We start from the raw sequence: 22,749 nt of genomic DNA, 5'->3' as shown, positions 1-22,749 counted from the left end.
CGAGCATGTCGGCGCGGGCGAGCATGTCGGTGAGTGAAGGGATGTCGGCGATGGTGGAGGCGCGGCGAGAGGGCGGATCCCACGCCCGCGGTCGCCTGCGCGTGCTGCTCGGCGCCGCACCCGGGGTGGGCAAGACCTACGAGATGCTCGGTGAGGGGCGCCGCCTGCACGAGCTCGGGCGCGACGTCGTGATCGGGATCGTGGAGACCCACGGCCGCGCCGCGACGCATGCGCAGACCCTCGGCATCGAGCAGGTGCCGCGCCGCACGGTGTCCCACCGGGGCGTGCAGCTCGACGAGCTCGATCTCGACGCCGTGCTGAGCCGGCGCCCCGAGCTCGCGCTCATCGACGAGCTCGCGCACACGAACGCCCCCGGATCCCGCAACGCCAAGCGCTGGCAGGACGTGCAGGAACTGCTGGACGCGGGCATCGACGTCATCACCACGGTGAACGTGCAGCACATCGAGTCGCTCAACGCGGTGGTCGAGAAGATCACGGGCGTAGCGCAGCAGGAGACCGTGCCCGATGAGGTGATCCGCGGCGCCGACGAGGTCGAGGTCGTCGACCTCGCCCCGCAGACGCTGCGCGACCGGCTCTCGGCCGGCCAGGTGTACCCGGCGGAGCGGATCGACGCCGCGCTGTCGAACTACTTCCGCCTCGGCAACCTCACGGCGCTGCGCGAGCTGGCGCTGCTCTGGCTCGCCGACGAGGTCGACAGCGCGCTGCGCAGCTACCGCAGCCAGCATGGGATCGACAGCGCCTGGCAGACCAGGGAGCGCGTGGTGGTCGCCCTCACCGGCGGCCCCGAGGGGGAGACGCTGCTGCGCCGCGGCGCGAGGATCGCGGCGCGCTCGGCCGGCGGGGAGCTGCTGGCCGTGCACGTCACCACGCAGGACGGCCTGCGCGGCGACCGCCCCGGAGCGCTGACCACCCAGCGCGGGCTCGTCGAGTCGCTCGGCGGCAGCTACCACCAGCTCGTCGGCGACGACGTCGCGGGCATGCTCGTCGAGTTCGCGCAGACGGTCGACGCGAGCCAGCTCGTCATCGGCGTCAGCCGGCGCAGCCGTCTCTCCGCCGCCCTCACCGGCCCCGGGATCGGCGCCGAGATCATCCGCCGCTCCGGCGACATCGACGTGCACATCGTCACGCACTCCGCGGCGGGGCGGCGCGGACCGCTCCCGACGATCAGCGGCGGAGCCCTGGGGTGGCGGCGCCAACTGATCGGATTCGCGGTGGCGCTCATCGGCGGACCGCTCCTGTCCTGGCTCCTCTTCTCGCTCAAGGCACCCGGATCCATCACCTCCGACGTGCTGAGCTACCAGCTGCTCGTCGTGGTGGTCGCCCTCATCGGCGGCCTGCGGCCCGCACTGTTCGCCGCCGTCCTGAGCGGGTTCACCCTCGACTTCCTCTTCGTGGATCCGCTGTTCACCGTCACGATCGCGGATCCGCTGCACGCGCTGGCGCTCGTGCTGTACGTCGTGATCGCCGTGCTCGTGAGCATCGTCGTCGACCAGGCGGCGCGCCGCGCGAGGGCGGCCCAGCGCGCGTCCGGCGAGGCCGAGCTGCTCGCCGCGGTGGCCGGCAACGTGCTGCGCGGAGACAGCGCCCCCACGGCGCTCGTCGCCCGGGCGCGCGAGGCGTTCGGGCTGAGCGGGATCCGCCTGCTCTCCCCCGACGGCGCGGTGATCGCCGCCGACGGAGAGCCGCTCGGAGGCGCCGGCGACGCCGCATACCCCGCACCCCCCGCACCCCCCGCACCCCGCTCACCCCGCTCATCCCGCCGAACCGACCGCGAGACCGAACCTCCGTCCCGAGACCGACGATACGATCCGCGGTCTCGGGCCACGGGTTCGGTCTCGCGGTCACGGCGCGGCGCCCTGCGGTCGCCGGGCGCTCCGGCGGGGGCCGACGTGGCCGCGGTCGAGACCGTGCCGGTCGGCGTCGGGGCCGACGGGCGCCCGCGCGCGCTGCTCGAGCTGCACGGCGGCGACCTGGACGCCGCCGGCCGCCGCCTGCTCGACGCGATCGTGGCGCAGCTCGCCGCCGCGATCGAGCACACCGACCTGCGCGAGACCGCGAAGGAGGCGGCCGTGCTCGCTGAGACGGACCAGGTGCGCAGCGCCCTGCTCTCGGCGCTCAGCCACGACCTGCGCCGACCGCTCGCCGCCGCCGTGGCCGCCGTGGGCGGGCTGCGCAGTGCGCACCGCCTCTCGGCCGAGGATCGCGCCGAGCTCGTGGAGACGGCGGACGAGAGCCTCGCCACGCTGTCGCGCCTGGTGACGGACCTGCTCGACGTCAGCCGCGTGCAGGCCGGGGTGCTGGCCGTGTCGCTGGAGCAGGTCGACGCCGGGGGCGGAGTGGTCTCGGCTCTCGACGAGCTCTCGCTGGGCCCGGACGAGGTCGAGCTCGCCCTCGACGCCGCCCTGCCGCCGCTGCGTGCGGATCCGGTGCTGCTGCAGCGGGTGCTCGTGAACCTGCTCACCAACGCCGTGCGGCACTCCCCGGCGGGGGAGCGCGTGATCGTCTCGACGAGCCGGCTCGGCGAGCGCGCCGAGATCCGGGTCGCGGACCGCGGCGCGGGGATCCCCGAGGACCAGCGCGAGAGCGCGTTCCTGCCGTTCCAGCGGCACGGCGACACCGACAACACGACGGGGCTCGGGCTGGGGCTCGCCCTGTCCCGGGGCTTCGCCGAGGGCATGGGCGGTACGCTGACCGCCGAGGACACCCCGGGCGGAGGACTGACGATGGTCGTGTCGCTGCCCCTGGCCGGCACGGCCCCGGATCCGGATCCGGGATCGGATCCGGCGTTCCCGGTTCCCGGGACGGAGCCCCTGCCCGCATCCCTCCCGCTCCCGTCGCAGAAAGTGTCGGAAAGCGGCCCGGGAAGCGACACTTTTCGCGACGGGAGCGTCCTGAACGAGTCCACCGAGGAGGAGCCGCGATGAAACTGCTCGTCGCCGACGACGACCCCCAGCTCGTGCGTGCGCTGCGGATCACGCTGGCCGCGCACGGCTACGACGTGATCGCCGCCGGTGACGGCGCCGCCGCGATCGCGATGGCCGCGCAGGCGCACCCCGACATCGTGCTGCTCGACCTCGGCATGCCGAAGCTCGACGGGATCGCCGTGATCGAGGCCCTGCGCGGCTGGAGCGACGTTCCGATCCTCGTCGTCTCGGGGCGCACCGGATCCGCCGACAAGGTCGAGGCGCTCGACGCGGGCGCCGACGACTACGTCACCAAGCCCTTCCAGGTGGATGAGCTGCTCGCGCGGCTGCGGGCGCTCGCCCGCCGCCGCGGAGGGGCGCCGGCGGAGTCCTCCGTGACGTTCGGCGACGTCGAGGTGGATCTCGCCGCCAAGGCGGTGACCCGCGAGGGCGCGCGCGTGCACCTGACGCCGACCGAATGGCAGATCCTGGAGCATCTGGCCCGGCACCCGGGAGGGCTCGTGACGCGGCAGGAACTGCTCCGCGAGATCTGGGGCACGGAGCAGGTCACCGACACCGGCTACCTGCGCCTCTACCTCTCGCAGCTGCGCAAGAAGCTCGAGCGCACCCCGAGCGCGCCGCAGCACCTGCTCACCGAGCAGGGCATGGGCTACCGGCTGGTACTGGATCCGGCCTGATCGTCCGATTAGGTACCGGACGGCGGGCTGTCTGAGATTCCAGACAACTCCCTCCGGGGGTATGTTGGCATCTCTCCTGCCGAATGCCAGCATGAGGCAACGGCGGTCGAAGACGCCCGCCACCGGCCTTTGGGAGCCACATGTCCACCAATCACACCCCGTCGTCCTTCGGACGCCAGCTCGTGCGCCGCAAGCCGATCATCTTCCAGCGGCGACACCATCAGGGCGAGGAGCTGTCCCGCAATCTCGGGACGTTCCAGCTGATGATGTTCGGCGTCGGCGCCACCGTCGGCACCGGCGTCTTCTTCGTCCTCAGCAGCGCGGTCCCGCTGGCCGGACCCGCGGTCATCCTGTCGTTCCTGCTCGCGGCGGTCGCCGCGGGGCTGTCGGCGCTCTGCTACGCCGAGCTCGCGTCGGCGATCCCCGTCAGCGGATCCAGCTACTCGTACACGTATCACGCGCTGGGCGAGGGTCCGGCGGTCCTCGTCGGCGGCGCGGTGCTGCTCGAATACGGCCTCGCCGTCTCCGCGGTCGCGGTCGGGTGGAGCGGCTACTTCAACGAGCTGCTGCTCCAGCTGTTCCACTTCCAGCTGCCGACGGCGCTGTCGCTGACGTTCATCCCGAATCCGGACGGATCCCCCAACGGCGGGTTCATCAACCTGCCCGCCGTGGTGCTGATCGGCCTGTGCATGCTGCTGCTGATCCGCGGCGCATCGGAGTCGGCGACGGTGAACGCCATCATGGTGTGCATCAAGCTCGGCGTGCTGCTGCTGTTCGTGGTCCTCGCGTTCACCGCGTTCAACTCCGACCACTTCGCGAACTTCTTCGGGCAGGCGTCCGGGATCAGCGGCGCGGCGGGGGTGATCTTCTTCTCCTACATCGGACTCGACGCGGTCGCCACCGCGTCCGAGGAGGTGAAGAACCCGCAGAAGGCGATCCCCCGCGCGATCATCGGTGCGCTGCTGATCGTCACCGCGATCTACGTCCTGGTCTCGGTCGCGGGCCTCGCCGCCGAGCCGGCGAGCTGGTTCGCGACGAAGGAGGCCGGCGAGGCGGGCCTCGCGAAGATCCTCCTGAACGTGACCGGGAGCCCAATCTGGCCGATCATCCTGTCCGCCGGCGCCGTGATCTCCGTGTTCTCGGTGACCCTGGTAACGCTCTACGGGCAGACCCGCATCCTGTTCTCGATCTCCCGCGACGGGATGGTCTCGAAGAAGTTCGAGCGCGTCAGCCCGAAGTTCGGCACCCCCGTCTTCAACACGCTCACGGTGTCGATCATCGTCGCCCTCGTCGCCGGGTTCGTGCCGGCGGACTACCTGTGGGACAGCGTCTCCTTCGGCACCCTGGTCGCGTTCAGCATCGTGGCGATCTCTCTCATGGTCCTGCGCCGCACCCACCCCGAGATCGAGCGGCCGTACAAGGTCCCGTTCGGCCCGTGGGTCGTGCCGATCCTCACCGTGCTGGTGTGCGTGTACGTGCTGACCCAGCTGCAGCCCATCACCTGGATCATCTGCGTGAGCTGGCTCGTGATCGTGTTCCTGTTCTACCTCGCCTACGGCCGCCGCAAGGCCACGCTGAACACCTACACCTCCGACGAGGAGATCTCCGAACCCATCCACCCCGAACTCGAGGACCAGAGCAAGTGACCTACCTCGTCGGCTACGGCCCCCACAACAACGATCGCTCCGCCATCGAGCTCGCCTGCCAGTTCGCCCGCTCCGAACCCCAGCACGTCCGCGCCGTGTCCGTCGTCCCGCAGGGGTGGGGCAACCCGCTCGCCGGCGGCACGGACCGGGAGTTCGAGGACTGGGCGGCGGGAGAGGGCGAGATCACCGCCGAGGAGGCGCGCGCCGACCTCGCCCAGCACCCGGGCATCGACGGCACCGCGGTCTGGGTGAGCGGGCGCTCCGTCCCCCAGGCGCTCATCGAGCAGGCCACGGAGCACGAGGCGCGGATGCTCGTGGTCGGATCGAGCGGCGACGCCGAGCCCGGCCGCATCCGGCTCAGCTCGAAGACCGACCGGCTCGTGCACTCGTCGCCGATCCCCGTGGCCATCGCGCCGCGGGGCTACCGCACCGACAGCGGCGTGACCCGCGTCACGGTCGCCTTCCGCGACGACGACGCCAGCTGGTCGCTGCTCACCGGCGTCGCCGAGATCTGCCGGCGCACGGGGGCGCGGCTTCGGGTGGTGACCTTCGTCGTCGCCCCGCCCCGCCGACCCGTCACCTCCCGGATGGGGCACGCCGAGACCCAGGTGATCGATCTGTGGCGGATGCAGGCGGGCAACGCTCAGCACGAGGCGGAGGAGTTCCTGCGCTCGCAGGGCTTCGACGACGACACGCTCACGTTCACGATCGCCGAGGGATCCGACTGGGCCCGCGCGATCCGCCGGCTCGACTGGGAGGAGGGCGACATCCTCGCGATCGGATCGTCGTCGACGCACCCGATCGCTCGCGTGTTCCTGGGATCGAGCGCGGCCAAGATCATCCGCTACGCCCCGGTCCCCGTCGTCGCCGTGCCCGGTGCGGCCACGGCGGAGTGAGCCGGATCCGATTTCCAACCGCAGCGAACGAGGACCTCTCATGCCCGAGGAGAAGACCGCCGACTACGACGCCGTCATCGTCGGAGGGGGCCACAACGGACTGACCGCTGCGGCGTATCTCGCCCGGGCCGGCCGCAGCGTGCTCGTGCTCGAGCGCGACGACCACGTCGGCGGGGCGGCCGTCTCGGCGCAGGCGTTCGAGGGCGTCGACGCGCGGCTGTCCCGCTACGCCTATCTCGTGAGTCTGCTGCCGCAGCGGATCATCGACGACCTGGGCCTGGACATCGGCCTCGTCCGGCGGCGCTATTCCTCGTACACCCCGGATCCGCTCGACCCGACCCGCGGCCTGCTGGTCGACCGCGCCGCCGACGCCGAGGGGGCCAGGGCCGACTTCGCCCGTGCCGGGGTCGACGCCTCCGACCTGGCCGCATGGGATGCGTTCTCCGACGAGACCCGGCGGATCGCGGAGGCCCTGTTCCCGACGCTGACCGAGCCGCTGCCGACCCGCGGAGCCGCGAAGGCGCTCCTCGGCGACGACGCCGTCTGGGACGCGTTCATCGAGCGGCCGCTCGGCGCGACGATCGACGCCCGGTTCCGCAGCGACCTGGTGCGCGGCGTCGTCGCGACCGACGGGCTGATCGGGACGTTCACGAGCCTCGACGATCCGGCGCTCGACGCGAACCGCTGCTTCCTGTACCACGTGATCGGCGGCGGCACGGGCGACTGGGACGTGCCGGTCGGGGGCATGGGCGCGGTCTCGGCCGAGATCGCCCGGGCCGCCGCGACGGCCGGCGCGAGGGTGCTGACCGGGGCCGAGGTGCTGTCGGTCGCCCCCGCCGCCGAGGGCCGATCCGCGACCGTGCAGTACCGCCACGACGGCGAGCCGCAGGCGGTCACCGCCCGCACGGTTCTCTCGAACGTCGCGCCCGCGGTGCTGGAACGACTCCTCGGCGATGCCGGCGCGCTCGGCGCGTCCGGCGCCGCGGTGGCCCGCCCCGAGGGGGCGCAGGCGAAGGTGAACCTGTTCCTCACCCGGCTGCCGAAGCTGCGCGACGGGACCGTCGCCCCCGAGGCCGCGTTCGCCGGCACCTTCCACATCAACGAGCTCGGCGTGCAGCTGCGCACGGCCTTCGAACGGGCGGAAGGGGGCGAGCTCCCGGATCCGCTGCCGTGCGAGATCTACTGTCACACGCTGAGCGACCGGACGATCCTGGGCGAGTCGCTGCGCGACACCCCTGCGCAGACCCTCACGCTGTTCGGCCTGCACGTGCCGGACCGGCTCGTCGACCGGATCGGCAACGACGAGCTGCGGGACCGGATCCGGACCGCGGCGCTCGCCTCCCTGAACTCGGTGCTCGCAGAGCCGATCGAGGACGTCCTCGCGGTCGATGCGGCGGGGGAGCCGTGCATCGAGGTCAAGACGACGCGCGATCTGGAGGAGGCGCTCGCGATGCCGGGCGGGAACATCTTCCACGGGCCGCTGTCCTGGCCCTGGGCCGAGGACGACGCCGAGCTCGACACACCCGCCCGGCGCTGGGGCGTGGCCACCCGCTTCCCTGACGTGCTGCTGTGCGGATCCGGCGCGGTCCGCGGCGGCGCGGTCTCGGGCATCGGCGGGCACAACGCCGCGATGGCGCTGCTCGAGGCCGACGCCGCGGGCTGAAACCGCCGCCCCCAGCCCGCGCGGTCCGGGGTCGTCGAGCGAGCACCGGCGCAGCCGGCGCGAGACGAAACGCCGCACTCTCCCCCGTCACCGCGTTTCGTCTCGGTCGGCTTCGCCGTCCTCGCTCAACGACCCCGGCGGGCCGGCCGGCACAGGCTACGCCGTCCTCGCTCAACGACCCCGGCAGGCCGGCGACCACCGCCGGCTCACACGTCGCGGGAGCGCCAGAGCAGCCACACGAAGTACGGAGCGCCGAGGACCGCGACCACGAGGCCGGCGGGCAGCTGCGCCGGCGCGATGACCGTGCGGCCCACCGCGTCCGCGAGGCCGACCAGCACCGCCCCCAGCAGCACCGCGACGGGCACCACGCGCGCATGCCGGCCGCCGACCAGGGCGCGCGCGGCGTGCGGGGCGACCAGGCCGACGAAGCCGATGACGCCGACCGCCACCACGCTGAACGCCGCGAGGAGCGCCGCCACGGCGAGGATCAGTAGGCGCGAACGCTCGGGCTTCACTCCGAGCACGCGCGGGGTGTCCTCGTCGAGGGCGAGCAGATCCAGTTCGCGATGGCGCATCAGCACCACCGGCAGGGCGATGATCAGCACCACCGCCAGGGGGACGACCTGCTCCCAGATCCGGCCGTAGGTCGTTCCGCTCAGCCAGGTGTAGATCTTCGGGGTGTCGAACGGGCTCGCCCGCAGCAGCACGAAGGACGTGAGCGCGACCGCCGCCGACGAGACGCCGATCCCGATGAGGATGAACCGATCCGCACTGAGCCCGCCGCGCCAGGCGAGCAGATACACGAGCGCGAACGCGCAGAGCGCGCCGACCACCGCCGCCGCGAGCATGCCGAACGTCGAGGCCGCGGCGCTCGTGACGACGAGCACCGCGCCGAGCCCCGCGCCCCCGGTGATGCCGAGGAGTCCGGGATCGGCGAGCGGGTTGCGGCTCACCGCCTGGGTCAGGCATCCGGCGAGCGCGAGGGCAGCCCCCGCGGTGACGGCGGCGATCACCCGCGGGGCACGCTCGTCCAGTGCGAACGCGATCTGCGGCGGCGCCTGCCCCTGCAGCCAGAGCAGGACGTCCCCGGTGAGCAGCGGCGTCGCCCCCACCAGCAGGCCAGCGACCACGACGGCGACCGCCAGCACGGCCGAGATCCCGACCACGAGCCGGAAACGCAACGGCCCCCGCACGCCGAACCGGATCGACGGCGGCCGTCGTGTCGGTCCGGAATCGCGCAGCCGCCGCGCCATCACCACGAGCACGACAGATCCGAGCACGGTCGTCGCCACGCCCGTCGGAACGGCGATGGCCCCCTCGGCGCCGATGAGGAGCCGCAGCAGCACGTCGGCGAGGATCACCACGAGCGCGCCGAGGAGGCCGGAAGCGGGCAGGAGCAGGGCGTGCCGGCCGAGCCCCGGCACGATCCGCACCAGCAGGCGGGCGAGCACGGGGGCGCACAGGCCGACGAACCCGAGCGGGCCGGCGAGCGTGACGGCGGTCGCGGTGAGCAGCACCGAGAGCAGGATCCCGAGGACGCGCGTCGAACGGATCCTCACCCCGAGGGATGCGGCCAGATCGTCGCCGAGCGCGAGGACGTCCAGCCGCCGGGCGAGCAGCAGCGCCAGCAGGCCGGCGACCACGACGATCGGCGCGGCGCGCAGGAACGCCTCGAGCCCGAGCTGCGACAGGCTTCCGCTCCCCCAGGCGAGCAGGCCCTTGGTCTGCTCGCTGAACAGGATCAGCAGCGCCGAGGTCGCGGCCTGGAACGCCAGGGCCAGCGCGGATCCGGCCAGCACGAGCCGGGTCGTCGAGGATCCGGCCCCTCCGGCGAGGCCCAGCACGATCACGGCGGCCACGAGCCCGCCGGCGAAAGCGACGATCCCCGAGGCCCAGAACGGGACGGAGATGCCGAAGGCGGCGACCGCGGTGATCGCGAGGTAGGCGCCCGACGTCACGCCGAGCGTGTCGGGCGAGGCCAGGGCGTTGCGCGCCAGCGACTGCATGAGCAGGCCGGCCATGCCGAGGGCCACGCCGACGGTCACACCCGCGGCGAGCCGGGGCAGGCGCGCCCCGAGCAGGATCTCGGGGTTCGCCCAGACCGCCCCGCTCGTGCCCTGGGTGAGGTGCCAGCCGGCGGCAGCGATGAGCGCGAGCGCGAGGAGGACCAGCACCCCGACGGCACCGAGGCGCGCGCGGACCCCGATTCCCGGGGCCGCCTCGCGAACCGACGGCGAGACGGAACGCCGCACTCCCGCGGGGATGCCGCGTTTCGTCTCGCTTCGGCTGCGCCGATGCTCGCTCAACGACCCCGAAGGAAGGTCATCGCACCGCCCGCGGCTCACCGGGTGAACGCGTCGACGTACGCGTCGGCGATCTTCTCGGCCGAGCGCGGCCCGCCGAACGTCCAGATCCCGGCCGGGAACGCGTGGATCCGCTTCTCCTTCACGGCCGGGATCGAGGCCCAGGCCGGGTTCTTCTCGGCGGCCTTGATGAAGCTCTCACTGTCCGGGTCGTCGGTGCCGGTGTACAGCAGGGTGGCGGAGCCGACGGTCGTCATGCCCTCGATGTCCGTGCTGCCGAGCCCGTAGGCGGGATCGGTCTCGCCCTTCCACACGTTCGTGAGCCCGAGCTCGCCGCCGATCGCGCCGATGAGCGAACCGGTGCCGAAGGGGCGCAGCGAGACGGTGCCGCCGTCGACCCAGCCGTCGAAGTAGACGAAGTCGGTGCTGGCGGGCGACGCTGCGGCAAGGGCCTTCTTCGCCTCCGCGAGGTGGTCCTTCATCTCCGTCGCGACGGCCTCGGCACGCTCGGTGCGACCCGTGGCCTGCGCGATGAGATCGAAGGTCGCGAGCAGCTGCTTCACCGGATCCTTCGCATCGGCGCCGATCGTCACGAGCACGGGCACGCCGTACTTCTCGAGCTGGCCGATGATCGCATCGTCGCGCGTCTGCGCCTCCACGATCACGAGGTCGGGCTTGGTCTGGAACAGCGCGTCGAGGTTCGGCTCCTGGCGGGTTCCGACATCGGCGACGCCCTCGGGCAGCGTCTCGGCCCTGTCCCACTGGCGGTAGCCGGCCGCGTCGGCCACGGCGACGGGGGTCACGCACAGGGTGAGGGCGTCCTCGACCTGCTGCCACTCCAGCACGGCGACGCGCTCGGCGGGCTTGTCGAGCTTCACGGTGCGGCCCAGGGCGTCGGTCACGCTGACCGGCCCCGTGGCGGTGCGCGTCGTGTCCTTCGCGCACTCGGCGCTCGCAGCGGGGGCGGCGCTGCCGGTGGGCGCGGCGACAGAGGTTGTCCCGCAGCCGGCGAGGGCGAGGGTGCTCGCGGCGAGCAGCGAGAGGACGGCGAGGGGCTTGCGCATGGTTCTCCAGGGTCGGTGGATCGGTGGTCGGGAAGCAGAAGAGGTCGAGATCGGGGATCCGGGCATGCCGGGCGGGGTCGGACGACGATCGTGCGGCGCGGCGGCGTCGGCCCGCGATCAGGCGGGCTGCGGTTCGGGGACGGGACGGCGGGCGGAGTGACGGCCGCGCGGGATCACGCGCACCCGGCCGTCGTCGTCGAGCAGGGTGTCGATGCGCAGCCCGTAGGCCGCGGAGAGGTTCTCGCCGGTGAGCACCTCGGCCGGGGTGCCGCACGCGCGCACCCGGCCGTCGTGGAGGAGCACGACCCGATCGGCGACCGCGGCGGCGTGGTCCAGATCGTGCAGCACGACGCCCAGGGCCGTGCCGGCATCGGCGAGGTCGCGGATGAGGTCGAGCGTCTCCATCTGGTAGCGCAGGTCGAGGTGGTTGGTCGGCTCGTCGAGCAGCAGGATCGGCGTGGTCTGCGCGAGCGCGGTGGCGAGCCAGACGCGCTGCAGCTCCCCGCCGGAGAGCTCATCCACCGGACGCGCCCCCATCGCGTCCAGCCCGGTGAGGGCGAGCGCCCGGTCGATCGCCGCGCGGTCCTCGTCGCGCAGGCCGGAGAACCGGCCGCGATGCGGGTGCCGCCCGAAGGTCACGACGTCGCGCACCTCCAGGCCCGAGGGATGCGGCCGCGACTGCGAGAGCATCGCCACGGTGCGCGCGAACTCCTTCGCATCCAGCGCCGCCGCGTCGCGATCGGCGCCGGCGGCGTCGATCCGCACGGACCCCGCGTGGACGCGGTGCAGCCGCGCGATGGCACGCAGCGCGGTGGATTTCCCGCTGCCGTTCGGGCCGATGAGCGCCGTGACTGCTCCGGGCCGAAGACTCAGCGCGACGTCGTGCACGACGGGGGTGCGGCCGTAGTGCAGGGCGAGGCCCTCTGCCTCGAGCCCGGCCGGCAGGAGTGAGCCGGAGGAATCCCGATTCGTCATGTTAGGGGAGCCTAACCTATCCTTGTGAGCGTGTCACATCACCCCTACCGGACCTACCGCACCACCGTCGCGCATCGAACCCAGCTGTCGCCGAACTTCCTGCGCGTGACGCTGACCGGCCCCGATCTCGTGCACTTCGGCACCGCCGGCCTCGATCAGCGCATCAAGCTCGTCCTGCCGCTGCCCGACGGATCCTTCACCGACGTCGGCCAGTTCGACGAGACGGTGGGGATGATGGAGTGGTATCGCCGCTGGCGAGAACTCCCCGATGAGAGCCGCAATCCGATTCGCACCTACACGATCCGCGCGGTGCGGCCGGAGGTCCGTGAGATCGACGTCGACTTCGTGCTGCACGGCACCGAGGGCCCCGCGTCCGCCTGGGCCTCGGCGGCCGCACCCGGCGCGCCGCTGGTCGTGATCGGCCCCGATGCCCGCGCCGACGAGACCGGAGGACTGGAGTGGAACCCGGGCGATGCCGGATCGGTGCTCATCGCCGGGGACGAGACCGCGGTGCCGGCGATCTGCGCGATCGTCGAGTCGCTGCCGGCGCACGTGACCGGATCCGTCTACATCGAGGTCCCCACCGAGGCCGACGCGCTTCCCCTCGCCGCACCCGAGGGCGTCGCGATCCGGTGGCTGGCCCGCGGGAGCGCTGCGCACGGGCTGCGCCTGAGCGCGGCGGTGCACGCCTGGGGCGAGACCCGGGCGGCCGAGGACGAGCCCGCGGCGACGACGGGAACCGAGCTCGCCGACCCGAGCGAGGACGAGGTGCTCTGGGAGGTCCCGGACGCCGCCGTCGGATCCTGCTACGCCTGGCTCGCCGGAGAGGCGTCGACGATCACCGCCCTGCGCCGCCACCTCGTGCGCAACCTCGGCATCGATCGCCGGTCGGTCGCGTTCATGGGGTACTGGCGCCGGGGGCGGGCGGAGGCCGCCTGAGCCCGGCACGGCCGGGTCGCGCCTCCGCCCCCCGAGCCGTCAGTACGGCACCGCGTCCAGGGCTCGGCTGACGTCGAGGAGCAGCTCGCTCTGGCGCGCGTTCCCCTCCTCGGTGTCCGGATCCGGCCACGCGGAGAGCTTGACGATCACCGAATCCGTCAGGGGGTCCAGCCAGAGACTCTGGCCATGGATCCCGATTCCGCTCACGTTGCCGCGATCGTTGCCGGTGCACCACCACTGCCGGGTGTAGCTGCCGTTCGGGAAGGTGCTGGTGAACCCCTCGTACGTCATCGCCTCGCGCGAGCCGCCGGCGAGCACGCTGCGGACCCAGTCCTCGGACACCACGCGCCCACGCGGGGCGACCCCTCCGTCGAGCATCATCCGTCCGACGCGGGCGAGGTCTCGCGCGGTCGCGGAGACGCCGCCGTTGGCATAGCCGAACCCGGTCGCGTCGACCGTGATCGTCGCGTCGTGATCGGCGTCCAGCTTGGCCCAGAGGAATCGGGACAGCGCGTCCGCGTAGCGCAGCCCGCTGACCCTCTCGATGATCCAGGCCAGCACGTCGGTGTTCGCCGAGCAGTACTGGAACTCGCCGACGGATCCGCTGCCTCGCAGCGTCGCGAGGAACTCGTAGTTGCTCGCCGCGTCGCCGGGCCGCCGGGTGCGCCAGCCCGCCGCACGGTCGTGCGCCTGCACCTCGGACGCCGGATCGACGTAGTCCTCGTCGTAGTCGATCGCGATCTCCATGTCGAGCAGCTGCTGGACGGTCGGGCCGTCGTACACGGATCCGGCCAGCTCGGGCACGTACGCGGTGATCCGCCCGGCCGGGTCGATCCGGCCGGCGTCCACCAGAGCGCCGAAGACGGTGCTGCACAGCGACTTCGAGACGCTCATCAGCAGATGCGGCTGATCGGGGGCGAAGCCCTCGCGGTAGTACTCGGCGAGCACCTCCTCGCCTCGGAGCACGAGGAACGCATCGGTGAAGGTCCGCTCGAGCCGCGCGACGAGATCCGGGAGCCGCGCCGCGAGGGGTCCGAGACGGACGGTCGCCCCCGGCGGGGTCGCCGGATGCCGCGACACGGTCGCGACCGGCATGAGCTCGCTCATGTGGGCGAACGCCCAGCGATTGTGCGGTGCCTCCTGCCAGCTGTCGAGCGTCGGCTCGCCGGCCGGCGCGTCCGGGTACCGGGGCGGGTGAGCCCCTGTACCCGCGGCCGCCGGGCGCTTCGGGACGGGTTCGGGGAGCAGGGCCGCGCTCACTCGTCGATCACCTCGAGCTCTCGCGCCGGCAGGGGCCGGGTGGCGGCGTCCGCGGGGATCTCCCCGTACTCGTCGGCGCTCATCGCCGGCGTCGGTCGGCGGAACCCGCGGGTGAGCCAGAGCAGCCAGAGGAAGCCGGCGACGAGCCAGCTGCCGCCGATGATGAGCGCGGTCGGGCTGAGCTGGGTGAGCAGGTACACGGTCACGCAGGCTCCGAGCGCCGGGAGCACGACGTAGGCGAGGACGCTGAGCCGGCGCGTCCTGTGCTTGCGCACGAAGAACGCGATGACGCAGATGTTGACGACGGTGAACGCCGTGAAGGCGCCGAAGTTGATGAACGAGTAGGCGACGTCGGTCGTCAGTCCCATCCCCACGAAGCACATCAGTCCCGTGAACAGGATCGCCCAGATCGGCGTCTTCGTGCGGGGGCTCACCCAGCCGAACACCCGCCGGGACAGCACGCCGTCCCGGCCCATGAAGTAGAGCAGGCGGCTCGAGCTCAGCTGCACCGCGAGGCCCGACGCGAACCCCGCGACGATCCCCGCCAGATTCGTCCAGTCGGCGAACGCCTGACCACCGACCTGGATGGAGAGCAGGTACCCCGCCACCTGCTCATCGCCGGGCTTGCCGAAATCGAACCCCGGGTGGACGAGCTGCATGACATAGGCGACGGCCGTGAACAGCACCCCGCCGATGGCGATGACGAGGATCACCGCGCGCGGGATGGTCCTCTTCGCATCCCGCGTCTCCTCCGAGAGCGTGGTGACGGCGTCGAACCCGAGATAGGAGTAGGCCGCGATCGCGGTGGCCGCGGTCACCCCGCCGACGGTGGTGAGGGGATTCCAGATCGGCGCGACGTAGTCGGAGGGCTCATGATGCACGAGGAAGACGAGGCAGTAGGCGACGAAGAGCAGGACCAGGAACACCGCCGTGCCGGTGAGCACCATGTTCACGCGATCGCTGAGCACCACGCCCACGATGTTGATCAGGGTCGTGAGGCCCGCGTTGATGAGCATCCAGATCCAGACCGGGACGTCGGGGAACTGGGCGTTCAGGTACACCGCCTGCACGAGCCACGCCACCATCGGCAGGAAGAGGTAGTCGAGCAGCACGCTCCAGCCCACCAGGAACCCGATCGGAGAGGTGAGCAGGCGCCGCGCATAGAAGTACGCGGATCCCGACACCGGGTAGTGGCGGGAGAGCTTCGCATAGCTGAGCGCCGTCAGCAGCATCGCGAGGGTCGCGACGAAGAACACGGTCGCCGAGGTCCCGGCGCTCGCGACGGCGATCACGCCGAAGATCACCATGACCAGGCTCGGGGCCATGTAGCCCAGGCCGAACGCGACGACCGAGGGAAGGCCGAGGCTCTTCCGCAGGTGCGCTCCGGACGTCGTCTCGCTCATGAGACGGTCCTGTCCTCGTGGCAGAGGTCGGTGTGCATCGCTGATTCCCCTTCGAATCGAATCGGATCCCGTCCTATTGGTCATAAACCCAATAAGACTATTGGTCACCCATCCAATAGGTTGTGGTGCATGATGTCAAGAGTGGATCCAACCCCCGCCCGGCACGTGCGCAAGCTGCCCACGGAACGGCGCGCCGAGATCCTGGACGAAGCGGCCCGGATCGCCCTGACGGAAGGGCTAGAGCGCGTCACCCTGAGAGGCGTGGCCGAGCAGCTCGGCGTCCGCCCCGGCCTCATCGGGCACTACTTCCCCGCGGTCCAGGATCTGGTGATCGCCGCGTTCGAGCTCGCGATCGAGGGGGAACGCGAGGCGATGTTCGCCGGCGACGGCTCGTCGCTGGACCGGATCGCGCATCTCGTGCACCGCATCGAGAGCCGCCGGGCCGACGACCTCGCGCGCCTCTGGCTGAATGCGCGGCATCTGTCGAGATTCAGCACCCCGCTGCTCGCCTCGATCGAGGAGCAGGAGGCCCTCGACCGGGCGCGCCTCACGGAGCTGATCGCCCAAGGCGTCGACGAGGGGGAGTTCGCGACCCCCGACGTCGAGGCGTCGTGCATCCGGATCTTCATGGCGATCGACGCCTTCGGCTGCTACGTGAACGATCGCGGCCCGTTCTCGGGCGAGGCGTTCTCCCGCTTCGTCGGCGACGTCACGGTCTGGACGCTCAGCCTGGACCGCAGCGCGTTCGAGGCGGCGATGGCGCGCCAGGCGTGATCCCGGACGCGGTCCGCCCGGGGGTGATTCCGGACGCGGTCCGCCCGGGGGTGATTCCGGGCGCGGTCCGCCCGGCTCGATCCAGCCGCCCGCGGTCGTTCCGTTCCCGTCGCGAAAAGTGTCGTTCCGACCGCCGGACAGCGACATCTTCTGCGACCTGAACGGGTGGATCCCGGTGGGAAGCGGGGAAAGCCCGCCGGGAAGCTTGATGGCGACTCAGCCCGCGACGCCCATCCCGCGCCGGATGAGACGGTCGAACACGCGCGCGGGCAGGATCCGGTGCGCCAGCACGAGGGGCTTCGCGCCGAAGCCGATGCGGTAGCGCGCACGGGGACGGCGGGCCGTGGCCGCTGTCACGATCGCCCGCGCGACGACCTCGGGCGAGGACGTCATCCTCGCGCCCGGAGCCGAAGTGCGGCCCAGCGAGGTCGCGACCTGCTCCGCCTGCGTGCGGTACGGGCCGTCGCCCGACGTCTCGAGCACCGCGGCGGCGGCGATCGCGCCCCACTCGGTGCGGATGGATCCGGGTTCGATGACGACGACGTCGATGCCGAAGGGGGCCAGCTCCATCCGCATCGCGTCGCTGAGCGCCTCGACGGCGTACTTGCTGGCGTGATACCAGGCGCCGAGCGGCGTCGTGAAGTTCCCGCCCATCGATGCGATGTTGATGATCGTGCCGCTGCGCTGCGCCCGCAGCTGCGGCAGCACGAGCTGCGTCATGCGCGCGAGTCCCAGCACGTTCACGTCGAGCTGGGCCTGCGCCTCGCTGAGCGGTACGTCCTCGAGCGCCCCGTACGAGCCGTAGCCCGCGTTGTTGACGAGCACGTCGATCCGGCCCTGCTCCGCGAGGATCTGCGCGACCGCCGCCTGCGCGGAGGCGGCGTCGGTGACATCGAGGCTCATCGTGTGCACCCCGGCCTCCCGCAGGCCCGCCATGCGATCCACCCGCCGCGCGGCGGCGTAGACCGTGAACCCGGCATCCCGCAGACGCCGTGCGGCGGCCTCCCCGATCCCCGAGGAGGCACCCGTGACCAGTGCGACCTGTGCTGCCATGACGAACTCCCCGGATCTCATCCCCGTCGGCCCGTGTCTCGGACTCCGGTCTCCAGCCTGACACGCCTCACCCCTGCGCGGCCTCCGAAGACGACGGTGATCCGGGCCCCTCACGCCCGCTCATGCGCCCGCGGCGCCCGGTCTCAGCGCACGCGCTGGGCGACGGCGGCCTCCGTGCGGCTGGAGACGCCGAGCTTGCGCAGGATCGCCGAGACGTGCACGCTCGCGGTCTTGCCGCTGATGAACAGCCGCTCGCCGATCTGACGGTTGCTGAGCCCCTCGGCGATGAGGTCGAGCACCTGCTGCTCCCGCGCCGTGAGCTCGATGCCCTCCACCGCACTCGCGCCGCGCGCCACGGTGCGGTGCAGCCCCGCGGCGTCCATGAACTCCCGGGTCTGACGGCGCAGCCGGTCGTGCCCCAGCTCCTCCGCGACCGCGGCGGCCTCGGCCGCCCGCGCGACGGCGCCCGCCCGGTCCCCCGCCGCCACGAGCGCTCTGGCGCGCTCCAGCCGGACGAGCGGACGGAAGACGGCGGGCACGTCGTCGCCGTCGGCCAGCACGACGGCGGCATCGAGCCGTTCCGGATCCGCGTCCAGGAGCGCCATGAGCACGGCGGCCCAGTGCGGGTGCTGCAGCTCGGCGGGCAGGGAGTGCCACCGCGCGCGCACGAGCTCGGCGGTCGCCTCGGCGAGCGGACCGTGGCCGTCCGCACGGAGGTCGGCGACCACCCGCCCTCCCTCGAGCAGGGTCCGCCCCAGCAAGGCGAGCCGCCGGCCCGGATCCTCGATCACCGTGCGCAGTACCGCGGCGGCGCGCACCGCATCGCCGAGCCCGAGCGCGATGAGGATCTCGACGTCGTGCAGCGAGTACCAGACCTGCCGTTCGACGGACGCGACGCCCTCGGCGATCGATCGCCATTCGCCGAGCACGCGGACGGCCTCGTCCATCTCGCCGCGCCAGACCAGCGCCCGGATGCGCGACATCGTCGAGTACATCCGGAAGACCTGCAGCGTGCGCACGGCGAGCTCGCGCGCGGAGATCTCCTCCACCCGGTCGATCTCACCGAGCTCGAGAAGGGGTTCGACCATGTTGTGCGAGAGGATCGCGCCGGTCGACCGCTCCACGCCGAGCGTGCGCGAGTGCGCGACGCCGGCTTCGGCGACCTCGACGGCCTCGCGGAAGCGCCCGAGCATGTTCAGGCTGTCGGCGTAGTTGACCCGGTAGCGCAGCTGGGCGTCGTGATCGGCCGCGTGCTCCCAGGACAGGCGGAAGTCGGCGAGGCCGGCCTCGACCTCGCCGAGATGGATCCGGCTGCAGCCGCGCAGGTTCGCGGCGACCGACATGACGTTGTCGAAGCCGATCGACTCCGCCATCCGGAAGGCCTCGTCGGCGGTCGCGACGGCCTCCTCCAGCCGCGCTCCGATGAGGTAGCGCCCCGCGAGATAGCCCAGCAGTGCGGCTCTCAGCCGCTCCTGCCCCGGTTCGGACTCGATGATCGCGATCGCCTCGAGGAACAGGTCGGCGGACCCGCCGCGACCGAGGTTCTGCAGGTAGAGCGCCTTGTCGCGCAGCAGCCGTGCGTGCACCGGGGGGTCGACGACCGCGGGGTCGATCTCGTCGAGCGCGAGCGAGACGACGGCGAGCGCGCGCTCCCCGTCGCCGCCGTTGCGCAGGATGGATCCGACCTGCGCGAGCAGGGGGATCCGCTCGATGCCGGCGACCTGCGCGGCATCGGGCACCTGCTCCCACAACTCCAGCGCGAGCTCGCCGAACCGTGCCGCCGTGGAGAAGGCGTAGCTGTTCTTCGCCTCGTGCATCGCGGTGACGGCTGCGGCGAGAGCGCGCGGCGAGTCATGGGCGCGGTGCCAGTGGAAAGCGAGCGTCGACGGCGCCGCACCGGCCGCCTCCAGCGCGTCGGCGTACGCCCAGTGCAGGCGGGCGCGCTCCCCGGGGAGCAGATCGTCGTGGACGGCCTCGCGCAGCAGCGCGTGCCGGAAGCCGTAACTCTCCCGATCGGCGATCTCGACGATGCCCGCACCCATCGCCTCGCGCACGGCCTCGTCCAGCCGCTCGTCGCCGAAGCCCGCGAGTGCGGCGAGCAGGTCGTGCGCGATCGCCCCGTCGGACCCCGAGGCGACCCGCACGACGCGCTTCGCGTCGTCGCCGAGGGCGTCGAATCGGGCGAGCAGCACGTCGCGCAGGGTGTCGGGCATCGGGCCCTGGACGTTGCAGAGCAGCTCCTCGACGAAGAAGGGCACGCCCTCGCTGCGCTCCATGAGCCGGGCGAGGCCCGCGTCGCCCACCGGACCGCGCAGCCGCTGCACGAGATCGCGCACGGAGCTCGCGTCGAGCCGATCGAGGGTCACGCGATCGAGGAGGCGCGCGCGTTCCGCCTCGGCGAGGAACGTGCGCACCTCGCCGCCGCGGCGCACCTCGTCGATGCGGCAGGTGAGCAGGAACAGCACGGGGCGGCCCGCGAGGGCGCGGAGCAGGAAGGACAGCATCGACAGGGTCGCGGCATCGGCCCAGTGCAGGTCTTCGATCACGACCACCACGGGACGGACGGAGGCGGCCGCCTCGAGCAGATTGGCGATCGTCTCGCGCAGCCCCTCGGGGCGGATCGCCGACCGGTCGACCGGACCGGCGGCGCGCTCGGGCAGCAGCAGCTGCAGGGCGTCGCGACCCGGGCCCGCGGCCTCGTCGGCCCGCTCGCCGAGCTCGTCGAGCACTCCGCGCAGGATCGCCGGGAGCGGTCCGAAGGGCGCCGGCGTGGATCCGTAGTCGAGGCACCAGCCCGTCAGCACCGTGGCCTGGTCGGCTACCCGGCGGCGGAACTCCGCCGTCAGCCGGGACTTGCCGATGCCCGCCTCGCCGCCGACGAGCACGGAGGCGGACTCGCCGGCCTCCACGCGGCGCAGGGCGTCGTCGAGGAGGGCGAGTTCGGCATCGCGCCCGACCATGACGGTCGACGTGGTGGCGAGGGACATACCTTCATCGTGCCACCCGCCACGGACATCGGGAGCCGCCGCGGGCGCGGCGCCGCTCTCGGCAGAGCCGGCCCCGTTCTCGACGGACGCGGAAGAGCCTCCCGACGGCAGCGGATCCTGTGCCGGATCCGTCGTCGGGAGGCTCTCGGGTGCGACGTCCGCCGTCGACGACAGGGCGGACGGCCGCGTGTCGGACGGGGCCGCGGCGGGCGCCGGGACGGGCGCCGCCGCACTCATGCGGCGTGCGAGACGCAGCCGACGAGCTCGCGCTCACGGGTCTCGTCCGATGCGGACGCGACCTGCGCGGCGGGCTCGACCGCGGGGGCCGCGGCGGGCGCCGGGGTCGCGGCGGGCGCGATCGCGGGGGCTGCGGCGGACGCCGGGACTGCGGCGGTCTCGACCGCAGGGGCTGCGGCCGTCGCGGCCCGGCCGGTCTGCCGCCGCGGGAACATGCGGCGCAGGATCCCGTCGCGCCGCACGATCTGGTCGGCGTGCTCGGCGGCGATCCTCGCGCGCTCGGCGCGGATGGCCGCCTGCTCGATCTCGAGCGTCGAGATGCGGTAGCTCATCGAGGGGTGCAGGTCCATGGTGTCTCTCCTTCTCCGGTACTCATACGCTCGTCGCTAAGGCCCCCTCGCCCCATCGGGCAGATGCCTTAACTTCCGAGCCGGGTACCTCAGATCCGGATCCGGCTCATCCGCGAACGCGCCGTTCTGCAGGGACCCCGCGCCGTTCTGCAGGGTCGATCCGGCGTCCCGAGGGCCTGATCGCCCGCGAGACGCAGGATTCCGGGCCGGATCCACGACCGCGGACAGGGCCGGCCCTGCACAACACGTCGCCTCCCTGCACAACGTCCGCATCCCCCGCGCAACCCGGACCCGGGCGCGGGGCGCACCCCGGCGACCCCGGGTCAGCCGAGCCGGTCCAGCCAGGCCATCAGCGCGGGGATCGCGAGATAGGCCACCGTCCCGTGGTCGGCGAACGGGATCGCCTCGAACGTGACGTCCATGCCCATCGCCCGCTCATGCTCCGCGAACGCACGGGTGTCGGCGGGGATCACCAGCGCGTCCGACTCGCCCTGGGCGAGGAAGAGCGGCGCGGCGAAGGGTACCGATCCGGCGGAGTTCTCGAAGAGGAGCGTCCGCCAGGGCTCCGTGACGGTCGGATCGGCCAGGAAGAAGGTCCCGACCAGCGGCGTCCCGATGGCGTGGAGCTCGGAGAGATCGCTCAGCAGGCAGAGCCGGTTCATCCGCGGGGCGTCCGCGATGGCGGCAGGGGTGAGGATCCCGTCCAGTCGCGCACCCGGCACCGTGGCGCCGTAGACACGGGCGTAGGCCGGGAAGGCGTACGAGCCGATCGTGACCCCCGAGATGTCGTCGAGATGCGCCTTCACGAGCCGGTCCAGCTGAGCGGCGGGGGCGGCGGCAGCGACCGCGCGGATCCGCAGCTCCGGGGCGTAGGACCCGGCGATCTCCGCCGCGCGCAGCACCGCCTGTCCACCCTGCGAATGCCCCCACAGGACGACGTCCTCGCCCGCCTGGGCCTCGGGGATCCCCTGGGCCGCGCGCACGGCGTCGAGCACGTTGCGCGCCTCCGTCACCGCGACGAGGTAGGAATCGGGACCGGCCGTGCCCATCCCGGCATAGTCGGTGCCGACCACGGCGTACCCGCGATCGAGCATCGCCCGCAGCCCCTCGGTCAGCAGGAACGGATCGAACTGGTACGAGGGCGCGCACTCCGGCGCGGAGCCCGTCGTCGGATGCCCCCAGGACACGACCGTCCGCCCGCCCGCCGGGGCCGCGCCGAGCGGGACCACGAGCACGCCGGTCACGATCACGTCCGCCCCGTCGAGGTCGGTCGAGTGGTACATGATCCGCCATGCCCGCGTCAGCGGGGGCACCCCGACGAGCTCCTCGGTCTTCACCAGGGCGCCCGGCACCCCGGCCTGCACCGGCGAGGGCTGCGCGTAGAACGCGGCGCGGCCGTCGGCCTCCTCGGCATCGCCGCCGACCCGCATGCCCTCGGCGCCCGCGAGCATGCTCAGCAGCGCGAGCACCACAAGGAACAGGGCTCCCCTGACCCTGCGGCCGCTGCGCGTTCCCCGAGTGCTGCTCACGAATCCATCCGATCCGACGCTGTGCGCGTCACTCTACTGCGGGTCGCA

16 protein-coding genes are annotated in these 22,749 nt (G+C 72.5%); 7 read left to right on the top strand and 9 right to left on the bottom strand.

Going from position 1 to position 22,749, the window contains the following annotated elements:
- Nucleotides 1-50: 50 nt before the first annotated feature.
- The 5 genes from J8G10_RS17910 (at nt 51) to J8G10_RS17890 (ending at nt 7,827) form a co-directional block, all read left to right on the top strand.
- Entirely contained in the window at nt 51-2,945 is a 2,895-nt protein-coding gene (locus J8G10_RS17910; protein ID WP_251448289.1) for an ATP-binding protein, read from the top strand.
- Entirely contained in the window at nt 2,942-3,622 is a 681-nt protein-coding gene (locus J8G10_RS17905) for a response regulator (protein WP_251448230.1), read from the top strand. Before J8G10_RS17910 ends, J8G10_RS17905 begins: the two co-directional genes overlap by 4 nt.
- A gap of 140 nt (nt 3,623-3,762) precedes the next feature.
- Complete coding sequence (locus J8G10_RS17900) at nt 3,763-5,268, top strand: APC family permease (protein WP_251448227.1); 1,506 nt, start codon at nt 3,763-3,765, stop codon at nt 5,266-5,268.
- Entirely contained in the window at nt 5,265-6,164 is a 900-nt protein-coding gene (locus J8G10_RS17895; protein ID WP_251448224.1) for a universal stress protein, read from the top strand. The genes J8G10_RS17900 and J8G10_RS17895 overlap by 4 nt, the downstream gene beginning before the upstream one ends.
- Nucleotides 6,165-6,204: 40 nt before the next feature.
- Nucleotides 6,205-7,827, top strand: a complete 1,623-nt coding sequence (locus J8G10_RS17890) for an NAD(P)/FAD-dependent oxidoreductase (protein WP_251448221.1) — start codon at nt 6,205-6,207, stop codon at nt 7,825-7,827.
- A 206-nt stretch (nt 7,828-8,033) separates the two neighbouring features.
- On the opposite strand, the gene J8G10_RS17885 is transcribed toward J8G10_RS17890, so the two are convergent.
- The 3 genes from J8G10_RS17885 to J8G10_RS17875 all read right to left on the bottom strand — a co-directional run bounded on the left by J8G10_RS17885 (nt 8,034) and on the right by J8G10_RS17875 (nt 12,169).
- Entirely contained in the window at nt 8,034-10,079 is a 2,046-nt protein-coding gene (locus tag J8G10_RS17885) for an iron ABC transporter permease (protein ID WP_308220729.1), read from the bottom strand.
- An 89-nt stretch (nt 10,080-10,168) separates the two neighbouring features.
- On the bottom strand, nt 10,169-11,194 hold the full coding sequence (locus J8G10_RS17880) for an iron-siderophore ABC transporter substrate-binding protein (protein ID WP_251448216.1): 1,026 nt from the start codon (nt 11,192-11,194) through the stop codon (nt 10,169-10,171).
- Nucleotides 11,195-11,311: 117 nt separating this feature from the next.
- Nucleotides 11,312-12,169 (bottom strand): ABC transporter ATP-binding protein, encoded by an 858-nt coding sequence (locus J8G10_RS17875; RefSeq protein ID WP_251448213.1) that lies wholly within the window; start codon nt 12,167-12,169, stop codon nt 11,312-11,314.
- Between the two features lie 30 nt (nt 12,170-12,199).
- On the opposite strand from J8G10_RS17875, the gene J8G10_RS19605 reads away from it, so the two are divergent.
- On the top strand, nt 12,200-13,108 hold the full coding sequence (locus J8G10_RS19605) for a siderophore-interacting protein (protein WP_251448210.1): 909 nt from the start codon (nt 12,200-12,202) through the stop codon (nt 13,106-13,108).
- Between the two features lie 39 nt (nt 13,109-13,147).
- Here the strand turns inward: J8G10_RS19605 and J8G10_RS17865 are convergent, their stop codons facing one another.
- Both J8G10_RS17865 and J8G10_RS17860 read right to left on the bottom strand, forming a co-directional pair.
- Nucleotides 13,148-14,368 (bottom strand): serine hydrolase, encoded by a 1,221-nt coding sequence (locus J8G10_RS17865; RefSeq protein WP_251448207.1) that lies wholly within the window; start codon nt 14,366-14,368, stop codon nt 13,148-13,150.
- Nucleotides 14,365-15,771 carry an APC family permease gene (locus J8G10_RS17860; protein WP_251448204.1) on the bottom strand — a complete coding sequence of 469 codons (1,407 nt, stop codon included), beginning with the start codon at nt 15,769-15,771 and terminating at the stop codon, nt 14,365-14,367. Before J8G10_RS17860 ends, J8G10_RS17865 begins: the two co-directional genes overlap by 4 nt.
- A 132-nt stretch (nt 15,772-15,903) precedes the next feature.
- On the opposite strand from J8G10_RS17860, the gene J8G10_RS17855 reads away from it, so the two are divergent.
- Nucleotides 15,904-16,545, top strand: a complete 642-nt coding sequence (locus J8G10_RS17855) for a TetR/AcrR family transcriptional regulator (protein WP_251448286.1) — start codon at nt 15,904-15,906, stop codon at nt 16,543-16,545.
- A 216-nt stretch (nt 16,546-16,761) separates the two neighbouring features.
- Here J8G10_RS17855 and J8G10_RS17850 read toward each other — a convergent pair whose 3' ends face one another.
- The 4 genes from J8G10_RS17850 to J8G10_RS17830 form a co-directional block, all read right to left on the bottom strand.
- Nucleotides 16,762-17,598 (bottom strand): oxidoreductase, encoded by an 837-nt coding sequence (locus tag J8G10_RS17850; protein WP_251448201.1) that lies wholly within the window; start codon nt 17,596-17,598, stop codon nt 16,762-16,764.
- Nucleotides 17,599-17,741: 143 nt separating this feature from the next.
- On the bottom strand, nt 17,742-20,585 hold the full coding sequence (locus J8G10_RS19470; protein WP_285814496.1) for a LuxR family transcriptional regulator: 2,844 nt from the start codon (nt 20,583-20,585) through the stop codon (nt 17,742-17,744).
- Between the two features lie 233 nt (nt 20,586-20,818).
- The gene (locus tag J8G10_RS17835; RefSeq protein WP_251448198.1) at nt 20,819-21,172 is read right to left on the bottom strand and encodes a hypothetical protein; all 354 of its coding nucleotides are present in this window, start codon (nt 21,170-21,172) and stop codon (nt 20,819-20,821) included.
- A 323-nt stretch (nt 21,173-21,495) separates the two neighbouring features.
- Entirely contained in the window at nt 21,496-22,701 is a 1,206-nt protein-coding gene (locus tag J8G10_RS17830; protein WP_251448195.1) for an alpha/beta fold hydrolase, read from the bottom strand.
- Nucleotides 22,702-22,749 lie beyond the last annotated feature (48 nt).

The sequence above is a fragment of the Microbacterium sp. USTB-Y genome (assembly GCF_023703415.1).
GTDB lineage: Bacteria > Actinomycetota > Actinomycetes > Actinomycetales > Microbacteriaceae > Microbacterium.
Note: the sequence above shows the minus strand (reverse complement) of the source record. Positions and strands in the feature narration are given on the sequence as shown.